Source organism: Nostoc sp. 'Lobaria pulmonaria (5183) cyanobiont', from assembly GCF_002949795.1.
Taxonomy (GTDB): Bacteria; Cyanobacteriota; Cyanobacteriia; order Cyanobacteriales; family Nostocaceae; genus Nostoc.
The window spans coordinates 2890822-2909923 of record NZ_CP026692.1; the positions used below are offsets into that span (position 1 = coordinate 2890822).

Below are 19102 nucleotides of genomic sequence, written 5' to 3' on the forward strand. Positions count from 1 at the left end.
CTCTACCTCACCAGGGTTAACGGTGTTTTTTGGAGTTCAGTAATATTGGCGAGGTTGGAATCGGCTGGGTGAAATTTCAAAGCCAAGGGACGGTAATAGTCCACATTACCCAGCAAACACGCAAGATATTCTCGTACTTGTAAATCCATACACTGGCGGTAGCTAATTTCTCCTGCGTAAGGATGCAGTATAAAGGTACGTAACTTTCCTTCCCAATGCTGAAGAAAATGTTGGAGGATGCTTCGTGGATGACTTTTACCATTTCCATTCCCGTTTCCGTTAGTATGGGGAAAATTTCGGGCGAAATTTAATACTAGGTCATCAACAATTGCAGCACGAAATTCGGCGGTAAAATCCCATGCTAACGGTAACTCACGATCTAAATCGCGGTGTAAAATTGCGTAATCGGGATGAAGTCCTGTGGTATCCAGTAGGGTGTATATATATTGATGCAGTAGTTGATATCCCAGGTTCAAAAAACCATTAATGCGCTTTTGGTTGAACTGTGAACATGAATTGTGAAAGTTGAGTAGCGAAGTAACAGCACTGTAGTAAACTTTATCTGCTTCTTCGCTATATTCGCGCAGTTCATTAGGAGATGTTGCTAGTGGTAAGTTATCCATCAACAACGTTAGGTAATTTAATGCACGCTTGGTTGTATAGTCGGCGTAATGACGAGTCCAACTTTGCACAAAGGTATGTTGATTGTGCAATTTTGCCCAGATGATACTTTCCGCAGTAGCATGATTAAATTCTGCATTACGTGCGCGTTGGCGTTGAGAAGTTAGATATTTATATTGGCGTTGTGCTGTGTTTTCTAATCTCCCGATGAATTTGCCATTTGCAGTTAAATAAAGCACTGGGATTTGATGAGCTACTACAACCTGAAGTACTTCTTTTGACAATCTGATGTTACCAAAGAGAATGATTTGGCTGACGTTATTAATCCGAAGACTGATACATTGTTTTTGTTGATGGAACACCTTTAAATAATGGTGTTGCACTTGGAGGGTTGCATCCTGTTCGGTGATATAAATTGTGGACATAGTTGAAATTAAGTAAAAGGTTAAAGGTAAAAAGTTCAAACAGAAAAGGCTGTTCTTTTTTTTGTTCGTTGCACTTCTTACTTAATTACATATTCTCAGATAGATATATAACCTGATATATAACAAAGGGAGTTTGGATATAAGTTTGTATATAAGTTTGTATATAAGTTAGACAATTAAAAATCTGGGAATATAGCCATACTAAATAATGTTCGCTTAAAAAACAAAACCCCCGATTTCTCAAACAAATCGGGGGTCTGTAATTTATAACTAATTCATTTTCCGAAGAAGTTTAAAGGAAAATAGACTTTGGCAGAATGCCACATCCAATAGTAAGTTTCCATTAATTCAACTTCCGAAGAAGTTTAAAGCAATTGTTCTCAACAAGAATAATTGTTTAGCAACTCGGTTTCCATTAATTCAACTTCCGAAGAAGTTTAAAGCCCTTGTTTTCGGACACAGAGGTACAGGTAGAAAAGGTTTCCATTAATTCAACTTCCGAAGAAGTTTAAAGAGAAATTAACTCCAAGGAATCAGACATGTCCAACATTGTTTCCATTAATTCAACTTCCGAAGAAGTTTAAAGAGCAGATGACCATAGATTTTGTGTCCCGCATTCTGAAGTTTCCATTAATTCAACTTCCGAAGAAGTTTAAATATCTGGTTTTATACATTCTGGAAGGAAGTTATCAAATGTTTCCATTAATTCAACTTCCGAAGAAGTTTAAAGCCTCAAAAAGTACCGCTGGTTTAGGCTTCAGTACTGGTTTCCATTAATTCAACTTCCGAAGAAGTTTAAAGTTTTGAAACCTTAAAAAAAATGCTAAACGCTGATCCTAGTTTCCATTAATTCAACTTCCGAAGAAGTTTAAAGGGCTGGCTACTGAAAGCCTTACCCAGAGGTCATCCTACAGCAGATTTTCGGGGCTTGTCAAATTTATCCAAAATCAATACCCTCAATTGAGAATTAACCCTCCGAGAAAAAGCCCCGAACCCTTAATTGATAAGCTTGCCGGGGCTGTCAACGAAAGAATCAGGGTTTGGGGCTTTAGACTTCAGCCCCGAAACGAGCAAACAGTTAAGTTTTACTTATCCCAAATCATCGGACGATACACCTCAACCTCACCCATTAAACAAGCAATATATTCACGTACCTGTAACTCAATACACCGACGGTAAGGCAATTTCTGATCTGTATGGGGATGCGTCACTTCTGTTTGTAGCCTTTCCTCCCAATGTTTGAGAAACTTTTTGAGTGCATGGGGTTGAAAATACACACCATTGCGTTCGTCTGGGTAAGTAAAATCGTCAATTGTAAACAGGTTTCGATTTGCCAGATATACTACCAGAGAATCAACAACCAAAGCACGAAACTCTTCTACTAAATCAGATACTAACGCTGGATGATTGTCACGAGGTACGTGTAAGTTGCCAAAGTGGGTATGTAAACCTACTGCCTGGATTAGTGAATGAACATTTTGACTTAATAATGTATACCCTAAACTCAGCATACTATTAATTGGGTCAGTCGGAGGCCGTTTAGTGCGCTTCTCAAAAGCAAATTCCCCTGTCATCAATGAACCTAAAGCTTGAAAATATGTTGTTGCAGCTATTCCTTCATAACCACGTAACATATTGACATCTTTAGCGAATGGTAATTTGTCCATAAATAATTCTAGTTGAGCGATGGCTTGAGTAGCTTTATCAGACTTCACCCGACGGTTTAATCGCATCAACATAATTCTCGAATTATGCAATTTTGCTTGCACTATAGCTGATGCTTGCTTCTTAGTAAACTCAGAATTTTTGCAGCACTCAACCTGACGTGCTAAATATTCAACTTTCGCCATTCCTTCAGTCTCCAAGCGCCCAAAATACCTGCCTTTCTGTGATAAATACATGACAGGAATTCTTTGTCGCAACGCCAGAGATACCGCACCGTGGGACAAATTGCAACAACCAAATAACACGATACTCGTCACTCGTACAATGGGAACTTTTATCCGCAATTCCCTTTGATAATAAACATGGAACTGTTGATTTTTGACGCTCAAATAAGCGCCTTGGTCTGTGACATATAATGTTGTCATAAATTCCTGCCAAAGATGAGAAATTGGTGCGCGAGGTAAATTAGTCGGCTTGCTAATATCACAAGCTTTCGGCGGACGGGAAACAAATTTTAACGGGCGTTCTTTAGGACGAAAATAAGGTGTGCCCGAAGCATTAGTTAACCATTCCCCTTCCCGTCTCGGTTCTGGTGGCGGTGGCGCGTAAACTTTTCCATTGGCAAAGCGATAACCAAGAAAGGTAAACTCTTCATGGGGTGCAAAAATTTGCGTCTTTTCGGGTTGCAACTTTAAGTAAAGTTTCCCCAGCCAAGTTGTAATTTGGTCGAAAATACGATTTGCTTCTGACCAACTGTTACAAGCAATGGCAAAATCATCTCCGTACCGCACCAAATTAATATTGTAACTGAGGCATTTTCGATCAAAATCAGTCAGGTATAAATTAGCTAAGGCTCCAGAAAGTATCCCGCCTTGCAATACACCTTGTCCGTAATTGATGTACTTACCCGCAATTACAATCCCAGCTTTGATGTGTTGTTCGATTAATTGCAGTACCGTTGTTTCCAGATGCAATGCTTCCAAGTTAGTTACCAGCAGCGCCCAAGATAGGCTGTCAAAAAACTGGGCGATATCCGTCTTGATAATCCAAGCTGGGCGATATTGGTAATAAGAAAATAGCTGCTGTACGGCTTGTTGAATGTTGCGTCCAGGACGATAGGCATAGCTACAATCGAGAAATGTATCCTCCAAGGGGAAGTATAATTCTTCCAATAGGAGACGCTGGATAATTCTGTCCCGGACTGTAGGAATGCCAATTAGTCGCTTTCCGCCGCTTTTTTTGGTTAAATAAAATCCTTGTGCGGGGCTGACGCGATAAGATTCAAGTTGTAGCTGGCGCAGCAGAATTTGTAACTGTTCGTCAGCAGATGCTGCAAACAAGTCAACGGTAATTCCATCCACACCAGCGCTGCGACTCCCCGCACGGACTTGACTCCATGCAAAATGAAGCTGTTCGAGGGTGAACATCATAAATCAAGTAAAAAGGTAAAAGAAAGAGGTTGGCGACGGATGAAGAAGGGAGTGGCGGATGCTCCTATTAGGTATCTGTCACATCCTCTTGTTATCTGTTGCTATGCTTCCATCGTTGCAGGCGGGTATATAACTACGTGTATAACTTGATTGCAGAGTATATAATTTTGTATATAACTTGGTAAAATGGGAAAAGATATACTTTTTACTTTTTACTTGACTTGCTATGCCAAAGCGATCGCTTGTTGCATCAGAAAAAGGTGTTGAAAGGGCGAAGTATGCACTCATCCGAAAAAACTGGACTCAACAAACCTTAGCTGATGATGTCGGTGTTGCATCTTGGGCGACTATCAGTAAGTTTTTTAACCGTATACCTATTAGTTACAATATTTTTGTTGAAGTTTGTCAGATTTTAGATTTAGATTGGCAAGATATAATCGCACCATTTTCTCCTGTTGAAGAACCACAACAAGTATTATTAACGCCTCTCAATCAGCTTTGGCAACAACTTCAATCACTAGGTTCCCCTATTGAAGAAATGGGATTAGTTTTAGTACAAACAGAAACATTAGGTTGGAAATGGCAAGCTAATAGCCGTTATGAAAAATCCGTGCGTATTGGTAGTTATATTCAGTTTGAAGTAAATCTTGAAAGTCCAGGATATTTATTACTAATACAAAAGGATACATCAGAGCAAGTATGGTGTTTTTGTCCATCACGTTTCGCTCCCCAGCCACAATTAGATACAGGTAAAACTAGTCTACCTCAACAGGGTTCACCCATCACATCTTTTCCGATCGAAGGTGTGCCAGGTAAGGAATATATCTTAGCAGTAGTGACTATAGAAGCGCCTAGTCTCGACTGGCTACCGCAAGGAAATGATGAACCATTAGAACTAACAGAAGATGATCTGATTCAGTTACTAGAGTTTGTCAATGCAAGTGAAAATTGTCGAGTTTTGTATACAGAATACGAGGTAAAGTAAAAAGCAAAAATGTAAAAGTAAAAAGAAAGAGACTTAAATTAATCGAGATGTTGGGTAATGCATTGACTCAATCCAACCTACTCATACTTTTGACTTAAAGTAAATGACGAAAAAAAACATAGCAAAATTAAATAAACTTAATTTAGAAGTTGTGCAACTAGCTGGACAAGGTAATTTAGAACAAGCTATGTTTATTGCCCAGCAAGCTGTAAATATAGGTATAAATCAGCAACTAACCGAGAATTCTGTATATTGTGACAGCTTGAATAACCTAGCAGAATTACATCGCATTCAAGGACATTACTCACAACTGGAGTTTAGACTAAGCCATACAAAATTACCCAGCAGGGCTGAGTTAATCAGAGACTTAGCAAAAGTATGAATAATCTTAGGTATTAAACAGCAACAGATGCTTCTTTACGTGGTCGTGTTACTGTTTTTTTAACAATTGGGCATCGGTTTTTACGGTGACGTTTTTTTCCTGCTTTCCAACCAGGGGACTTTCCACGAGGTTTGGGTGGAACAGCTGGAGTACCAATGGCCGCAAAAACTCCTCCCATAGCTTGAGCGACCCTCCCAGGGGTCAATTTATCGATTGATTTCTGCCAAGGTAAAGGATTGTCAGTAACAATATCATGAGCTAACCACAACTCCCAAGTCATAAAAGGCATTAAGTCACTCCACCGCTCGCATTGTTTAGGAGTGCCTAGCTTGGGAACAGTCCAATGTAGACGTTGTTTTAAAAAGCGATACCAATGGTCAATTGTAAAGCGACGCAAATAAAGTCGCCAAACTTCCTCTACAGGTGGCATTTCTTCTCCTACCCAAGCCAACCATAAAGGTTTTAACACTCTCAAGTTACCTTGTGCATTGAGACGTTCAACCCGTAGGAGTAGCATCGGAGTGCTGCCGCTTTACGGAAATGTAAATTCTTCCAGAGGCTAACCCTTACCCGTTGTAGTTTCGGATCATCCAATTCTAAAACAGATTCTGCATCACTCCATGTTGTAGGTTCACTAAGTTTGAATTTAGACCCATGTTTCTTGGGACGTCCCTTACCGGAATAGGCTTCAGGTTCACCCCATAAACAAAGATTTGAACGCAATCGTACCAAAATATCTGCTGGAATACTCGCAGTTTTTAACAAAAAAGGGGCACAACCATACTCACTGTCCCAAACTGAAATTGGTCTGGTGGCTAAATGCTTACACACCTGTTTAAGTTGCCAAACCGCTTTCTGAATTGGGCTTTCGCCACTTGTGATCCGCTCGTGCCTCAAGGGTAATGCCCAACTACCTGAATCTTCTGGTATCCAAGCAATTGTGCTATATCCTTGACCAATGGTAATCGGTTTATTTTCTGCTATGGATGTGCCACTATGCTCATAAGTCCTCTCTTGAAGCGTTACTGCATCAGGGCGAGGCCAGTTTGTGTGGTCGCCTGCTAACAAGGGTCGTCCCTCTACTGGTATCTGTTTGATGTATAATTGCATCAATTTCTGTCGCTGCGGTCTGCTATCTTGTAGCGCTTCATAAATACTTGGCCACTTGCGTCTGAATACTGGTGATAAGGATAAATCTGCTAAGGAATAAATATTGCGGGTCAGCAATATCGCATCTGTTAATTCAAAGGTCGCATCTTTGGCTCTACTCATATCTTGCACCTGATAAAAACTCTCAGCATTAGTCAATAACAAGAAAATAAAAGTAACATCTAAAAATTGAGCTTCTACGTTTTGCATTAGTATAATAAACTACATTTAGTATCAAAATATATACAAATGACATATACAAAGATGGGAATAATGTCATCTGCATAAAGATATTTTTATATGTTCGTAAAAAATGAGAGAAAAGGGCGTAGATAACATAAATAACAGCAAGAAATATGGAAACCATTCTTGCCCACGCCCATACCCTAATGTATACGATTCTGGCATTGATGCCTAGCCGTTATCAACGAGACAACTTGGAAGCAATGTTAGGGCTGTTTCTAGCAGCAGACGGAAAACCTTTGCCACACTACAGTAAATCCAAATCTGAAAGTGCTTTAAGTAGATTTTTGAATACCTATAAATGGCCTACTCGCAAGCTAATTCGCCATCTTCGCCAACAGGCAATTGAGCAAGTTAACAGTCATTGTCCATTGGGAAGAAAAGCGTTTCTACAAGTAATAATTGACCTGACAACTTTAGAGAAATGTGGTCAATTTAAAGCATTTAAAAATCTAATAACCGTTTACAACGGGAAACGAGGCTTGCATATAGTAGTTTTATATTTGGTAGTTGGACAATGGCGTATACCCTGGAATTTTCGTGTCTGGAGAGGTAAAGGGACGGCTAGTCCGTCTCAAATAGCATTACGAATGGTACGTCATTTACCCAAAGATTTAACCAAACGATTTCGGGTAAAAATTCTCGCTGATACTGCTTTTGGTACTAAGGATTTTATCAACAATCTTCGGAAACTAAAATATCATGCTGTTATTGGTATTGGTTGTAATCGCAAGTTGGTTAATGGTTATCCAGTTAAACTTCTACATCGTCGAGGACAACAAGTCCGACTTGTTGGATTAGATTTCCCTGTTACTCTTTCTTNGTATTACTTCAAACGCGATAATGGTCAGTTTGTTAAAAGATATGTTATCTCTACACAACCTCTTAAAGCCAGTACTATTTCCTGGTGGGGTAAACGCCGTTGGAAAATTGAAGGTTGGTTTAAAACTGCTAAATATCGCTTTGGTTTAGATAGATTTGGACAAGGTACTCTTTTAGGAATTTATCGTTGGTTAGTCTTGTCTATTACTGCCTATTTATTAGCATATTGGACGTATCTTTCATCCTGTTTCCCTGATTCTTTAGACTGGGGTCAAGCTGCTTTCCTTGCACTATCTACTTTTTTACCTCATTTAGTCTTGTCTTTATTGCTACTAGACATTGAACGGCTTCGGCCCTTAGCACTTAGTCATGGAATTGACATTACTATTTCCAGGTGCAAGATATGAGTTGATGGAAATTTACAATCCAAGCCGCGAGGAAAACCACAATTTAGTCATCTGACAAATGCTGACATAGAGTTGAGAGAGTTAGTTGCAGCACATCCAGATGCAACATTGATAGAGTCTCGTTGTATGAAAGCGGTAAGCGATCGCGGACTCTCCTATATGGCGAATGTATTGTTATTGGTAGTAGGAAGGAGAGCTTTTCACCCAAACATTTTGGTTGTGATAAAAATCGCCATGCTGTTCTAATGTAAACCCACCCAGCAATAATCCCAACCATACTTCTACCATCGGCATTTTTAACCCACCTTGGAGTTGAGTTAAAGAAATTTCACCTTTAACCTGTGTAAGATATTTAGCGATCGCGCTCTGCCATTTTTGGACATCTTCATCTGATGCCAAATTGCGGACATCTTCTAAAGTTGTCACCTCATCGAGCATTGCCAAAACATTCGCTTTTTCAACAGGTGCTACTACAGAATCACCTAACTCAGTAGGAGATGAAAATTGGTGTGGTCCGTGTGGTTTAAAGGTTTGTGGTGTCTGTGGTTCAATCAAATCATCTAAATCTAGGTGCATTGTTGTCCGCACTAAACCAGCAAAGAGATCGGTGCTAACAACAGGCCCCAAAAGACTATTGCGATCGCGGGTATCTTGCAACAGCACTTCGGCACGAGACTTGAGAATATCCGCAATTTGACTGAAGGCAATACCTGCGGTTGATAATTGTGCCTCCAAGGGTAATTTTTCTAACTCGGCATCTAAACATTCCCACATTGGTGCTAGTGTTGATGTTGCTGGAGATTCGGACAACTCATCAAGCACATCCCAAATTGTTAATTGGCGGTATGTGGTCATCTCTAGGATTCTGGATGTAACGGGCAGGGTCGTACTGGGCAGTAACTTGAGGCAATTTCAAACATATCCTTATATTGATATAGTGAAACACCGTATTGTTTAGCAAAAGACTGCAACACCTGATCTGTATAGGCGCGGATCTTGCCAGCCGTTAACCCAAAACAGTGAATTGGTTCTAAGCGGCAAATCGGTTTTTGCCCCAGCCAGAGTTCTGCGCCCAAGGCGTGCAATGGCTTATCCCCTGCTTCTTTATACAAATACAGCACTGCAAAATATGTTGTTGGTGGTTCGACTGCGATCGCATCAATTTCTGCTGAATTATTCTGGGAGCGGTGGCGGTAAAACGAACGGCGATTATGACAGACTTTGGGATTCCAACATCCATCCCCTGCTGTTCCATGTAAAACTTTAGCTTGGGCAGTTGGTAACTTGGCACATAGCTGACATTTGGGATCAAGTGGCTTTGGCATACCTTACTCCGCTTCTTCGCCAATCGCGCGATAGTAAGCAGCGATCGCAGCTTCTTGTTCACTGCGAAGGGTATACCGTCGAAACGCTTTCTCACTTTGATGTCCAGTCAGCTTACGGGCATGGCTGGGGTCAACTCCCAATAGCAATAAGTCAGTAGCGTAGGTGTGACGAAAGGAGTGAGGATGTAAGTCCTCAATGTGAGCTATTTCACCGATTTTTTCCACAGCGAAGTAAATGCCGTGATAACTTAAGCGTTCGCCCTTGTATGAAGCATGGTGTGAAATCATCAGTGGGGAGTCGCTGTTTAACACCTCACTCCTTTCTTCTCGCGTAAGCAAATACTCTGCTAAAACTTCCCGACTCTCTTTTCGCAGTGGAACTAAGCGCGGTTCATTCGTTTTGGTGTCTGGTAAAAACAGCAGTTTGCCATCAAATGATCCAACATTTAGCTGTACAACTTCCCCAGCCCGGAGTCCATGACTGAGAATGTGAAGAAGTGCTGTATCGCGTTGCTTTGTTTCTCCCAATAACTCCAACGCTGACCACACCCGTTCCATCTGTTCTGGGGTTAAACTCTGGGCTGGTGGTAGAGGTACTTTTTCCAGTTTTATCCCCAGCGTGGGATTAGTAGAAATTATGTCAGGATATGTATAGCACATCCATTTGAAAAAGCTTTTAAGTGCCGCAATCGAAGCATTGATACTGCTTTTGGAAAGCGGTTTACCTGCATCAGTCCGTATTTCATCTCTTAGGTATTCTTTATATAGCGCAAGGTGACGTGGGCGCAGTTCATGATAATGTAGTTCACTCCAAGCCAAAAAACGCTTCAGTTCACGTTCATAAAGCTTGCGGCTATTGAGTGCAAGGTTATTGCTGCGTAAAAACTCCAGTACCTTTACCCACCGAATATCCGTAGGTGCAGACGTTTTTGTACTCCTTATTCCTTGAATATTCAATGGATTTTCACCATCAAGAGAGATAAGTTTGATTGCAGGTAAAGAATCTGTGTTGTAGTTCATTGGCTTAACTAACTGCATAATCTGTAAACTGGCGTTTAAAAGCAGAGTGAAATCCAATCACAATATCTTGCTTAGGAATTCCTAAATTTGCCAATTGTTCAGCAACTTCGTATTCTGTACCATTGTGTTGCAGCCAGACTTTACCATCTTTAATATCAATGTGTAAAAAACAACCATAAACGCGGCGTTGATTTTTCCACCCCACATTCATCAATTGGTAGTGGTCGCGTTCAGTATCAAAGACTATTTGTGTTTCTACATCTGGATCAGGACTACCAATTTCTGCATATTCACGTAGCAGTTGTTGCACGATTTGTCGATACTGTGTTAGTTTATCCACTCCACTATCTCCTCTGTTTCTGGGTTATAAACTATTAATTTCAGTTGATGAATGCGGATAATATTTTGTACGAGCCTAATTGTAAAAAATGAACTGTAAGCATCAATTGGTACTGCTAAATACAATGTGCGTTCTGGTTCTTGCTCAAAAAGTGCCAGACGGTAGTTAATAAATTGTCCTAATGCTGTATGAAATTCGTAGATTGCTGAAGTTCTGACAAAACTTTTAATCTCTACCGCAATTTTTTCCTCCCCTCTTTGGGCGGCCAAAAGTTTTTCAGCACCCAAATCAATATACATATCCCCCAATTCAAAACTAACTGGCAATGGGTCATGGGTAATTTTCCATCCATTGGCAATTAATCCATGCTTGACTGCATTGTGAAAAACATCTCTTGCTGGCATACCCCATATCTTTCCGAACACCGATTCCCTATTCTAAGGCTTAATTTTTGTAAGCGATCTCAGACTAGCGATCGCTTGAAGGCGGATGTAACTGTAATCATAAGTTGAGCAATTAGCTGGAGGAAAGCCTTTAATTGCGTGGGAAATTATTCATCGAAAACAGCTTTTGAAACTATAACCTAAGCAAAAGTTCTGTTTTGAAATCATAAGGTGAGCAAATATATTCACACCTAGCATTAAAACTAAGTTTTGGCATAGCTCTTATAAAGGGAAAAAATCAAGCAACAGCGTTGTTCCTCCTTCAGTTCACTTCCTTTATTTTTGTAAGGATAAATTGAGCAGCCTTCTTTGAAAGCATAAAGCAAACAAGTTGCTCAAGTTATGCCTACAGTGACAGCCCTCATTTTATCACCTCCAACCCAAAATAAGTAACCCTTATCTTTTATCCGACATAAACTCCGATTAACACTACTTCCCTTGATATACAACACTTTCACCAACATGCGATCGCGGAGGGTGCATGTTGGCAACGGGAATAGAAACTATTGCGTTGCCGATAAATTTTGCTTGTCTTTGGTATCGTCTCTAATGCCTAATCTAGCGATACACACTTACAGGGTGCTAACTTTCAGTTATAGTTACCCGTAACTTATTATAGACACAATGCAACTATAACTTTGACTTGGTGCAAAGATAGTTTACAAAAGTTGCTCAGGCGGTTGCCATAATATTGGTTCAGCGAAGATACAGAGGTATTGCTGCCGAAGAATGCATTCGGGAAAACTTTTCTTCCTGAAGCGGTTCCTGTCCCTCAATTTCTAAGATTCGGATCATGGATAATTGCAACCGCCTTGATGCAGAACCGTCTGGGAATACAAATTGTCTGCTTTAATTACAAAAATCATCCACGCGGATATCCCGCCAGACATCAGAAACCTGCCAGCCGGAATTACCCACAGATTGTACTGGAGGATTATCAAGCAATGGAATATAGTCAGGAACTCTAGGCTCTGAAATCGCTACTGGTTTCTCCTCAACCTCAACCACAGGGGCTGGAGAATTGACAGTATTAGCCTCAAGAAGTTGGTCTTCTGCTTCTTCGATTAACTTCATCTGTCTCAGGGTGAGCTTGTCGGATTTTTTGATGATTTTCTTAATATCTGTATCATTAGAAGTTTTCATTGGCTGTTCCCTTGAAGGCATTGGCTTAAAATTTGTCTGAGTAAAGCTGCAAGAAGATAGGTATAAATAATTTGCACAGAATTAACAAAGTACACCAAATCTATGGGAAATACGAGTCCCTTATTGAGGAATTTATTAATTGGACATAAATATCTTTTTCGGGCAGATGCTTAAAAGCGATCGCAGTAGGATCATTTTCTAGAAGTCAAAATTCTTTTGGGTTTTTGACATACGTTGATCTGTACCAATGCCATCGCTACGATTCAAAATACGCCTTTAGAAGAAACCATGACGGCACTCGCTGAGGTAGTGCGTTAGGGAAAAGCTCGTTACATCGGCTTTAGCGAATGGAAAAAGTTTTTGCCAAAAAGCTAGGGCTTTTGCTCTATAAGGAGAACCAAGTTCTTAATTTTGGATAAAGTCGAGCTTAGTGGCTATTCATAAAATCATTTATGGAAATGCGATCGCCATACAGCCAATGTTCATACTAGCTAAAATAAATCTTAGAGTAGGCAATAAAAATTAATAAACATCAAAAATGTTTGAGAAAGAAGTCAATGTCAGAGATAGTTTTCACTCAAAACAGCCTGGGGGCGGTAGCGATCCGAATAGTTTTGATTGTAAAGAAACATGGTATCCCATCCATTACCTAGAGGACTTAGACAAATCAAAACCAACGCCTTTTACAGTGCTGGGAAGAAATATTGTAATTTGGTGGGATAGACTTGCCCAATCTTGGAGAAGCTTTGAAGACCAGTGTCCTCATCGTTTAGCACCGTTGTCTGAAGGTAGGATTAGTGACGATGGGCTTTTGGAATGTCCCTATCACGGTTGGGCTTTTTCTGGAGATGGAAATTGTCAAAGGATTCCTCAACAAGTCAAAGGTGGAACAGCAGAGACATCAAAACGAGCTTGTGTGGCATCATTACCAATTATTGAAAAGCAAGGACTACTGTTTGTATACTTTGGGGAATATGAAAATGCTGCCAAAACCGAAGTCCCAATAATTGAACCATTAGAAGAATCTCCCGAAGGATGGGTTGTAATTAATACATTTAGAGATGTACCTTATGATGCATTAACACTATTAGAAAATATACTAGACCCTAGCCACATATCGTTTACACATCATAAAACGGTAGGAAATAGGGCAAATGCAGCACCTTTGGAACTTGAAGTGATTGAATCTGGGAAACATGGATTCAAAGGGATTTGGAAACAAGGTTTGAAACCAGGGCAATCAGGAGAGTTGTCTACAACCTTCGTCGCTCCAAGTTTAATGTGGCATGACATCAACTCCCAGCGTGGTAGAATTCTAACCGTTGTTTATGCTACACCCATACGTAAAGGAGAATGTCGTGTATTTGCACGTTTTCCTTTTAAGTTTCCTGATAAACTTCCAGGTTGGTTTATTAAGCTCAGACCGCGTTGGTATTACCACATTGGACAAAATGGTGTTTTAGAAGACGATCAAATTTTTCTCCACTATCAAGAAAGGTATCTTGAAGCTAAAGGAGGTAGCCCTAACTTTACTAAAGCCTTTTACCTTCCAACCAAAGCAGATAGTTTTGTATTTGAATTGCGTCAGTGGGTAAACTCATATCTTGCACCTGGAAATAGTAATGTCAATTCCATGACTAAGTGCTAAGGGCCGAAGCCGTTCAATGTCTAGTAGCAATAAAGACAAGACTAAATGAGGTAAAAAAGTAGATAGTGCAAGGAAAGCAGCTTGACCCCAGTCTAAAGAATCAGGGAAACAGGATGAAAGATACGTCCAATATGCTAATAAATAGGCAGTAATAGACAAGACTAACCAACGATAAATTCCTAAAAGAGTACCTTGTCCAAATCTATCTAAACCAAAGCGATATTTAGCAGTTTTAAACCAACCTTCAATTTTCCAACGGCGTTTACCCCACCAGGAAATAGTACTGGCTTTAAGAGGTTGTGTAGAGATAACATATCTTTTAACAAACTGACCATTATCGCGTTTGAAGTAATACCAAGAAAGAGTAACAGGGAAATCTAATCCAACAAGTCGGACTTGTTGTCCTCGACGATGTAGAAGTTTAACTGGATAACCATTAACCAACTTGCGATTACAACCAATACCAATAACAGCATGATATTTTAGTTTCCGAAGATTGTTGATAAAATCCTTAGTACCAAAAGCAGTATCAGCGAGAATTTTTACCCGAAATCGTTTGGTTAAATCTTTGGGTAAATGACGTACCATTCGTAATGCTATTTGAGACGGACTAGCCGTCCCTTTACCTCTCCAGACACGAAAATTCCAGGGTATACGCCATTGTCCAACTACCAAATATAAAACTACTATATGCAAGCCTCGTTTCCCGTTGTAAACGGTTATTAGATTTTTAAATGCTTTAAATTGACCACATTTCTCTAAAGTTGTCAGGTCAATTATTACTTGTAGAAACGCTTTTCTTCCCAATGGACAATGACTGTTAACTTGCTCAATTGCCTGTTGGCGAAGATGGCGAATTAGCTTGCGAGTAGGCCATTTATAGGTATTCAAAAATCTACTTAAAGCACTTTCAGATTTGGATTTACTGTAGTGTGGCAAAGGTTTTCCGTCTGCTGCTAGAAACAGCCCTAACATTGCTTCCAAGTTGCCTCGTTGATAACGGCTAGGCATCAATGCCAGAATCGTATACATTAGGGTATGGGCGTGGGCAAGAATGGTTTCCATATTTCTTGCTGTTATTTATGTTATCTACGCCCTTTTCTCTCATTTTTTACGAACATATAAAAATATCTTTATGCAGATGACATTATTCCCATCTTTGTATATGTCATTTGTATATATTTTGATACTAAATGTAGTTTATTATACTAATGCAAAACGTAGAAGCTCAATTTTTAGATGTTACTTTTATTTTCTTGTTATTGACTAATACTGAGAGTTTTTATCAGGTGCAAGATATGAGTAAACCAATATAATGCTGAACCATTTGGCAAAGAGACTTTTTCTCCCCCATTGGCAAAGTCCGTGCTTCTGGATAGGTATCATTCTCATACGGAAAAATGTGCCAGTTGTAGCTCGGCGCTTTCTATTATTGAGCGATTGAGATTTGGGAGTGGAGTTGCAACAGTACTTACTTTGGCTTTGACTCCAATGCTTTTTTTCTTTTTTCAGACAACATCAGTTGTAGTAGTTGTGGTTGAAACTCTAACTCCCTTAATTTTTGCACTAGCATGGCTCGGACTAAGTAAGTTAGTTATTCAGTTTTATGATGGACGAACCTTACCTCCACGAAACCGACCCGAAAAAACTGAAATCTAATAATACCAGAAAAATATGAGTAAGTTCATCTTAATTACAGGCATAAGTAAAGGTCTAGGTTATGCGATGACCGAGGGTTTTATTCAACAGGGACATACTGTTATTGGTTGCGCCCGTTCATCAGACGCAATCGATAAAATACGCCAAAAGTTTAGTGCGCCCAACGATTTTACATCTGTAGATGTGGCAAATGAACAACTTGTAAAAAAATGGGCCCAAGACGTACTTCAAAAATATTCACCGCCAGATATATTAATTAATAATGCGGCAATTACCAATTATCTAGCACCTTTGTGGGAAATACCATCTGAAGAATTTTCGGATTTAATAGATATCAATATCAAAGGAGTAGCAAATATAATTCGCCATTTCGTACCAGCAATGGTGAAAAACAAACGGGGTATTATTGTTAACTTTAGTTCTGGCTGGGGACGTTCGACTATTATTGGTTACTTGAAATTAAAACAGTTGTTGGAGAAGTAATTTGTTTGTGTGGATAAATTTTTTGTGAGACTTGACGATTCTTGTGACTCAATAATGTGGTAGTTTTAGCTATAATTTTGCTACGTTGCTCTACTAAATTCAGGGAAACTTTTACATCTAGTTATGACGAATTGGTATTCAAAGTTTTTTTGAGAATACGATCTGCCAGCAAAGACTTGAGTTTAGGTTCTAAACGCTTTGCTAGAAATAACCTCTAAACCAATCTGTTAAAAACATTTACATCAACTTATTTATGGCTAATAGCATTGATTTCACAATAATTCCCTTACCTAATGTTATCAAATTAAAACTTGGATTTTTAGATAATGTAAATTTAGTCTCGTCCAGTTCAGGAATTTATTTAGATTTTGACCATGATTTGCAGTTAAATTTAGATAAAATTTTTAGTACTCATAGTACAGTTCCATACATAAATGTAATATTTGATAGAATCATTGTTGAAATATTTGGCAAACCTGAAATTAGAATATCTAAACCAAAATATAAAATTTATAAAACTTCTCAAGAAGTTGAACTCAGCTTTAAAGGATTACTAAATAACCAAGGTATTGAATTATTTTTTGGCAAGCAAACCACATTAAAATATAAATTAAAGGAAGATTTTATTTTTAGCAACATAGCTAGTAAACTTCCTATTATCAACGATTTAAAATTAAGCAACCCAGAGCTAATTATCACTGATACTGAACATGATTTTATACATTCAAAATTAGGTTGCATTAACTTAAGCAGAGGATTCAACTTTATTGGAAATATTGATTTCAATAATCTCCAGACAAATTTCAGCAGTTTTATTTATCGAAGCTTAGGAATTGGATGTTTAAGAGCCATAATTAACTTTAATCCGGCAGGACAGGTTAGCTTAACAGGTAATATTGCAGGCGATATTCAGCTATTTTCCCAGCAACAATTTAAAGCTACTTTTAATAATTTGCTCATAGGGTTAAATATTGGGGCTGATTTAGAGCCAAACTTTGGATTAACTGGAAATTTAATTCTTCAAGGCTACGATCCCACCCAAGAAAAAGAACCTAAGCTATTTCTCTCTGGTAGTCTCTCTCTCGAACCCGAATCTTTAACAGCATACTTTTGTCAACAAGGTGAAAAATCTTGGTTTAATCCCTATGGATTGGTAGGAACTGAACTTCGCAATATCAGATTTCAAGGAGGCGGAACGTATTTACCTCCTTACTTTGATAACTTTGGCTTCATTGGTGATTTGAAATGGGAAAAAACAGACCTTGAGGTAGCTTTTCTGATGGACACTAATGATCCTGAAAGATTAGCTTTAATTTTAAATCCCAAGCAAGCGATTAGCTTAATAGATTTGTGGCGGGGACCAGTCACTTCCTTTATTAGCAAACAAGTAGGTTATTCAACCGATTTAGTTAACAAAGCACTAGGGCTTTTAGAAAGCTTAGTGAACTTAAACATCGAATCAATTGATGGGGATGGAGACGGAAAAATCAATCCCTTGATTAAGTATGTTCCTTTTCCAACAATAATTGCGGCTCAAGCAATATCAGAAGGTTTAGAAATTAATGGCAAACTTAATGCTTGGGGGCATGAGGCAATCTTAATTCTTCAAGGAGATAAAACTTTTAATAATATCTTTGGTTCATTAAAAGTTCTGGAAATTGATTTAGGATTTCTGAAAATTAAGGGAACGGATGACGATAGTTTAGATTTATCTTTAAAGGTAACGCCTAGTGAGCAGTATCTTGAGGGAGATGGTTATGTAGAAATTCTTGATAACGAAATTGCGAATGTTGAATTTAAAATTTCCCCTACCAATACTACCTTTAAAAACTTTGACTTGAGTTTAGGCAATCTGTTAAGTATTGATGTTGATGCCCTGAGTATCGATATAAAATCTGGTAGCGGTAGTGGTTTAGGAACAATTTCAGTTTTTGGCAATACCCTAGCAGGCATTATGTTTGATGTTACTCAAAATAGTGTCAATCTGAGGGATGTTCGGCTGAGTTTAGCAGGTTTCTTGACTTTGACTATTCCAAACCTCACAGTTAATTTAAAGACTCAAAGCGCAACAGGGACAGCAAATATTATTGCTTTTAATCAATCTTTGGGTAGCGGCACTTTATCATTTAACACTCAGAAGGTTTCAATTAATAATGTAGCTCTCAATTTAGGTAATGTTATAAAGCTCAATGTTCCGAGTTTTAAACTTGATTTAACTAATAAAAAGGTTTTTGGTTTAGGCGATGTTACTCTCTTAGGCAAACAATTCACCGCGTTAGGTATCAGCCTGAACGAGAGCGGGTTTCAAGCTACAAGTAATTTCAATTTTGGCATTTTAGCTTTCAACGGCGCTACAGTCACTCTCAGCAAAGGAACTAATGGTAATATCAATAATTCTGCCAGTATTGCAGGAAGCCTCAAGTTTTTAGGCTACACCTTTGCCAATATCACGGCTAGCATTACTAGCAGCCAATTAATTGCATCGGGTAGTTTTAATTTTGGTGGTATTTTAATACTTAAAGGAGCAAATAATCGAAGGAATGCGACAATAACGCTTAACAGACCAAAAAGCGGACTGTACAATTGGGTTAGTATTATGGGTAGCTTTTATCTGTTGGGTCAAGAGTTAACATCACTCACTATCCGCCATAATAATAGTACTTTAAAAATTTTAGGTATGCACATTATCAGAAAGCCCAACCATTCAAAAGGAATAGATAAGTAGGATAAAAACAAGTTAAATTCAAGTTATAGTTAGTCTTAGTGGCACTAAACTAGGTTAGCACAATAAATTTTGCAAGTTCTAAGATTTTCTAAGCTCTCTATGCATAAGATTAATATTATTCATATTAATATTGTAAATTAATTTCAATAAATCTACTACTAAAATACAGGAACGTTATAATTTGCAC

14 protein-coding genes, 2 pseudogenes and 1 CRISPR repeat array are annotated in these 19102 nt (G+C 38.8%); of the genes and pseudogenes, 6 read left to right on the top strand and 10 right to left on the bottom strand.

The window, feature by feature from the left end; translation table 11 throughout:
* Positions 1 to 2: 2 nt before the first annotated feature.
* On the bottom strand, positions 3 to 1046 hold the full coding sequence (cas1, locus tag NLP_RS12590) for a CRISPR-associated endonuclease Cas1 (protein WP_104906692.1): 1044 nt from the start codon (positions 1044 to 1046) through the stop codon (positions 3 to 5).
* A 336-nt stretch (positions 1047 to 1382) separates the two neighbouring features.
* Positions 1383 to 1919: a CRISPR direct-repeat array (repeat unit 34 nt; unit sequence GTTTCCATTAATTCAACTTCCGAAGAAGTTTAAA).
* Between the two features lie 212 nt (positions 1920 to 2131).
* Entirely contained in the window at positions 2132 to 4138 is a 2007-nt protein-coding gene (gene cas1 / locus NLP_RS12595) for a CRISPR-associated endonuclease Cas1 (RefSeq protein WP_199784856.1), read from the bottom strand.
* A 229-nt stretch (positions 4139 to 4367) separates the two neighbouring features.
* Between cas1 (NLP_RS12595) and NLP_RS12600 the strand changes: the two genes are divergently transcribed.
* A complete protein-coding gene (locus NLP_RS12600; RefSeq protein WP_104906694.1) occupies positions 4368 to 5126 on the top strand; it encodes a DUF4384 domain-containing protein in 759 nt (252 codons plus the stop codon).
* 103 nt (positions 5127 to 5229) lie between these two features.
* Positions 5230 to 5508, top strand: a complete 279-nt coding sequence (locus NLP_RS12605) for a hypothetical protein (protein ID WP_234017300.1) — start codon at positions 5230 to 5232, stop codon at positions 5506 to 5508.
* A gap of 13 nt (positions 5509 to 5521) precedes the next feature.
* Here NLP_RS12605 and NLP_RS35790 read toward each other — a convergent pair.
* Positions 5522 to 6867: pseudogene (locus tag NLP_RS35790) on the bottom strand (NF041680 family putative transposase).
* Positions 6868 to 7103: 236 nt separating this feature from the next.
* Between NLP_RS35790 and NLP_RS12615 the strand changes: the two are divergent.
* Positions 7104 to 8129, top strand: a complete 1026-nt coding sequence (locus NLP_RS12615; protein ID WP_442946665.1) for a transposase — start codon at positions 7104 to 7106, stop codon at positions 8127 to 8129.
* A gap of 174 nt (positions 8130 to 8303) precedes the next feature.
* On the opposite strand, the gene NLP_RS12620 is transcribed toward NLP_RS12615, so the two are convergent.
* The 6 genes from NLP_RS12620 to NLP_RS12645 all read right to left on the bottom strand — a co-directional run bounded on the left by NLP_RS12620 (position 8304) and on the right by NLP_RS12645 (position 12400).
* Positions 8304 to 8984: a hypothetical protein gene (locus tag NLP_RS12620; protein WP_104906696.1), complete on the bottom strand. Its 681-nt coding sequence runs from the start codon at positions 8982 to 8984 to the stop codon at positions 8304 to 8306.
* Between the two features lie 2 nt (positions 8985 to 8986).
* Complete coding sequence (locus tag NLP_RS12625; protein ID WP_104906697.1) at positions 8987 to 9454, bottom strand: hypothetical protein; 468 nt, start codon at positions 9452 to 9454, stop codon at positions 8987 to 8989.
* A 3-nt stretch (positions 9455 to 9457) separates the two neighbouring features.
* Positions 9458 to 10474 (bottom strand): tyrosine-type recombinase/integrase, encoded by a 1017-nt coding sequence (locus NLP_RS12630; RefSeq protein WP_104909857.1) that lies wholly within the window; start codon positions 10472 to 10474, stop codon positions 9458 to 9460.
* Between the two features lie 4 nt (positions 10475 to 10478).
* Positions 10479 to 10814 (bottom strand): XisI protein, encoded by a 336-nt coding sequence (locus NLP_RS12635; RefSeq protein WP_104906698.1) that lies wholly within the window; start codon positions 10812 to 10814, stop codon positions 10479 to 10481.
* Entirely contained in the window at positions 10802 to 11218 is a 417-nt protein-coding gene (locus tag NLP_RS12640; protein ID WP_104906699.1) for an element excision factor XisH family protein, read from the bottom strand. The genes NLP_RS12635 and NLP_RS12640 overlap by 13 nt, the downstream gene beginning before the upstream one ends.
* A gap of 888 nt (positions 11219 to 12106) precedes the next feature.
* A complete protein-coding gene (locus tag NLP_RS12645) occupies positions 12107 to 12400 on the bottom strand; it encodes a hypothetical protein (RefSeq protein WP_104906700.1) in 294 nt (97 codons plus the stop codon).
* Positions 12401 to 12938: 538 nt separating this feature from the next.
* Here NLP_RS12645 and NLP_RS12650 point away from each other — a divergent pair.
* Positions 12939 to 14009: pseudogene (locus NLP_RS12650) on the top strand (aromatic ring-hydroxylating dioxygenase subunit alpha); the annotation flags it as partial.
* Here the strand turns inward: NLP_RS12650 and NLP_RS12655 are convergent.
* On the bottom strand, positions 13998 to 15113 hold the full coding sequence (locus NLP_RS12655; RefSeq protein ID WP_104906701.1) for a transposase: 1116 nt from the start codon (positions 15111 to 15113) through the stop codon (positions 13998 to 14000). The pseudogene NLP_RS12650 and the gene NLP_RS12655 sit on opposite strands and share 12 nt — an antisense overlap.
* Before the next feature lie 609 nt (positions 15114 to 15722).
* Here NLP_RS12655 and NLP_RS12660 point away from each other — a divergent pair.
* On the top strand, positions 15723 to 16190 hold the full coding sequence (locus NLP_RS12660; RefSeq protein WP_104906702.1) for an SDR family oxidoreductase: 468 nt from the start codon (positions 15723 to 15725) through the stop codon (positions 16188 to 16190).
* A gap of 253 nt (positions 16191 to 16443) precedes the next feature.
* Positions 16444 to 18915: a hypothetical protein gene (locus NLP_RS12665; protein ID WP_234017303.1), complete on the top strand. Its 2472-nt coding sequence runs from the start codon at positions 16444 to 16446 to the stop codon at positions 18913 to 18915.
* Positions 18916 to 19102: the final 187 nt, after the last annotated feature.

Bases quoted from the DNA above. Each gene is read 5' to 3' on its own strand.
- NLP_RS12625 (WP_104906697.1), bottom strand. From the start codon at position 9,454: ATGCCAAAGCCACTTGATCCCAAATGTCAGCTATGTGCCAAGTTACCA.
- NLP_RS12620 (WP_104906696.1), bottom strand. From the start codon at position 8,984: ATGACCACATACCGCCAATTAACAATTTGGGATGTGCTTGATGAGTTG.
- cas1 (WP_199784856.1), bottom strand. From the start codon at position 4,138: ATGTTCACCCTCGAACAGCTTCATTTTGCATGGAGTCAAGTCCGTGCG.
- NLP_RS12665 (WP_234017303.1), top strand. From the start codon at position 16,444: ATGGCTAATAGCATTGATTTCACAATAATTCCCTTACCTAATGTTATC.
- cas1 (WP_104906692.1), bottom strand. From the start codon at position 1,046: ATGTCCACAATTTATATCACCGAACAGGATGCAACCCTCCAAGTGCAA.
- NLP_RS12660 (WP_104906702.1), top strand. From the start codon at position 15,723: ATGAGTAAGTTCATCTTAATTACAGGCATAAGTAAAGGTCTAGGTTAT.
- NLP_RS12655 (WP_104906701.1), bottom strand. From the start codon at position 15,113: ATGGAAACCATTCTTGCCCACGCCCATACCCTAATGTATACGATTCTG.
- NLP_RS12600 (WP_104906694.1), top strand. From the start codon at position 4,368: ATGCCAAAGCGATCGCTTGTTGCATCAGAAAAAGGTGTTGAAAGGGCG.
- NLP_RS12645 (WP_104906700.1), bottom strand. From the start codon at position 12,400: ATGAAAACTTCTAATGATACAGATATTAAGAAAATCATCAAAAAATCC.
- NLP_RS12640 (WP_104906699.1), bottom strand. From the start codon at position 11,218: ATGCCAGCAAGAGATGTTTTTCACAATGCAGTCAAGCATGGATTAATT.
- NLP_RS12630 (WP_104909857.1), bottom strand. From the start codon at position 10,474: ATGAACTACAACACAGATTCTTTACCTGCAATCAAACTTATCTCTCTT.
- NLP_RS12605 (WP_234017300.1), top strand. From the start codon at position 5,230: ATGACGAAAAAAAACATAGCAAAATTAAATAAACTTAATTTAGAAGTT.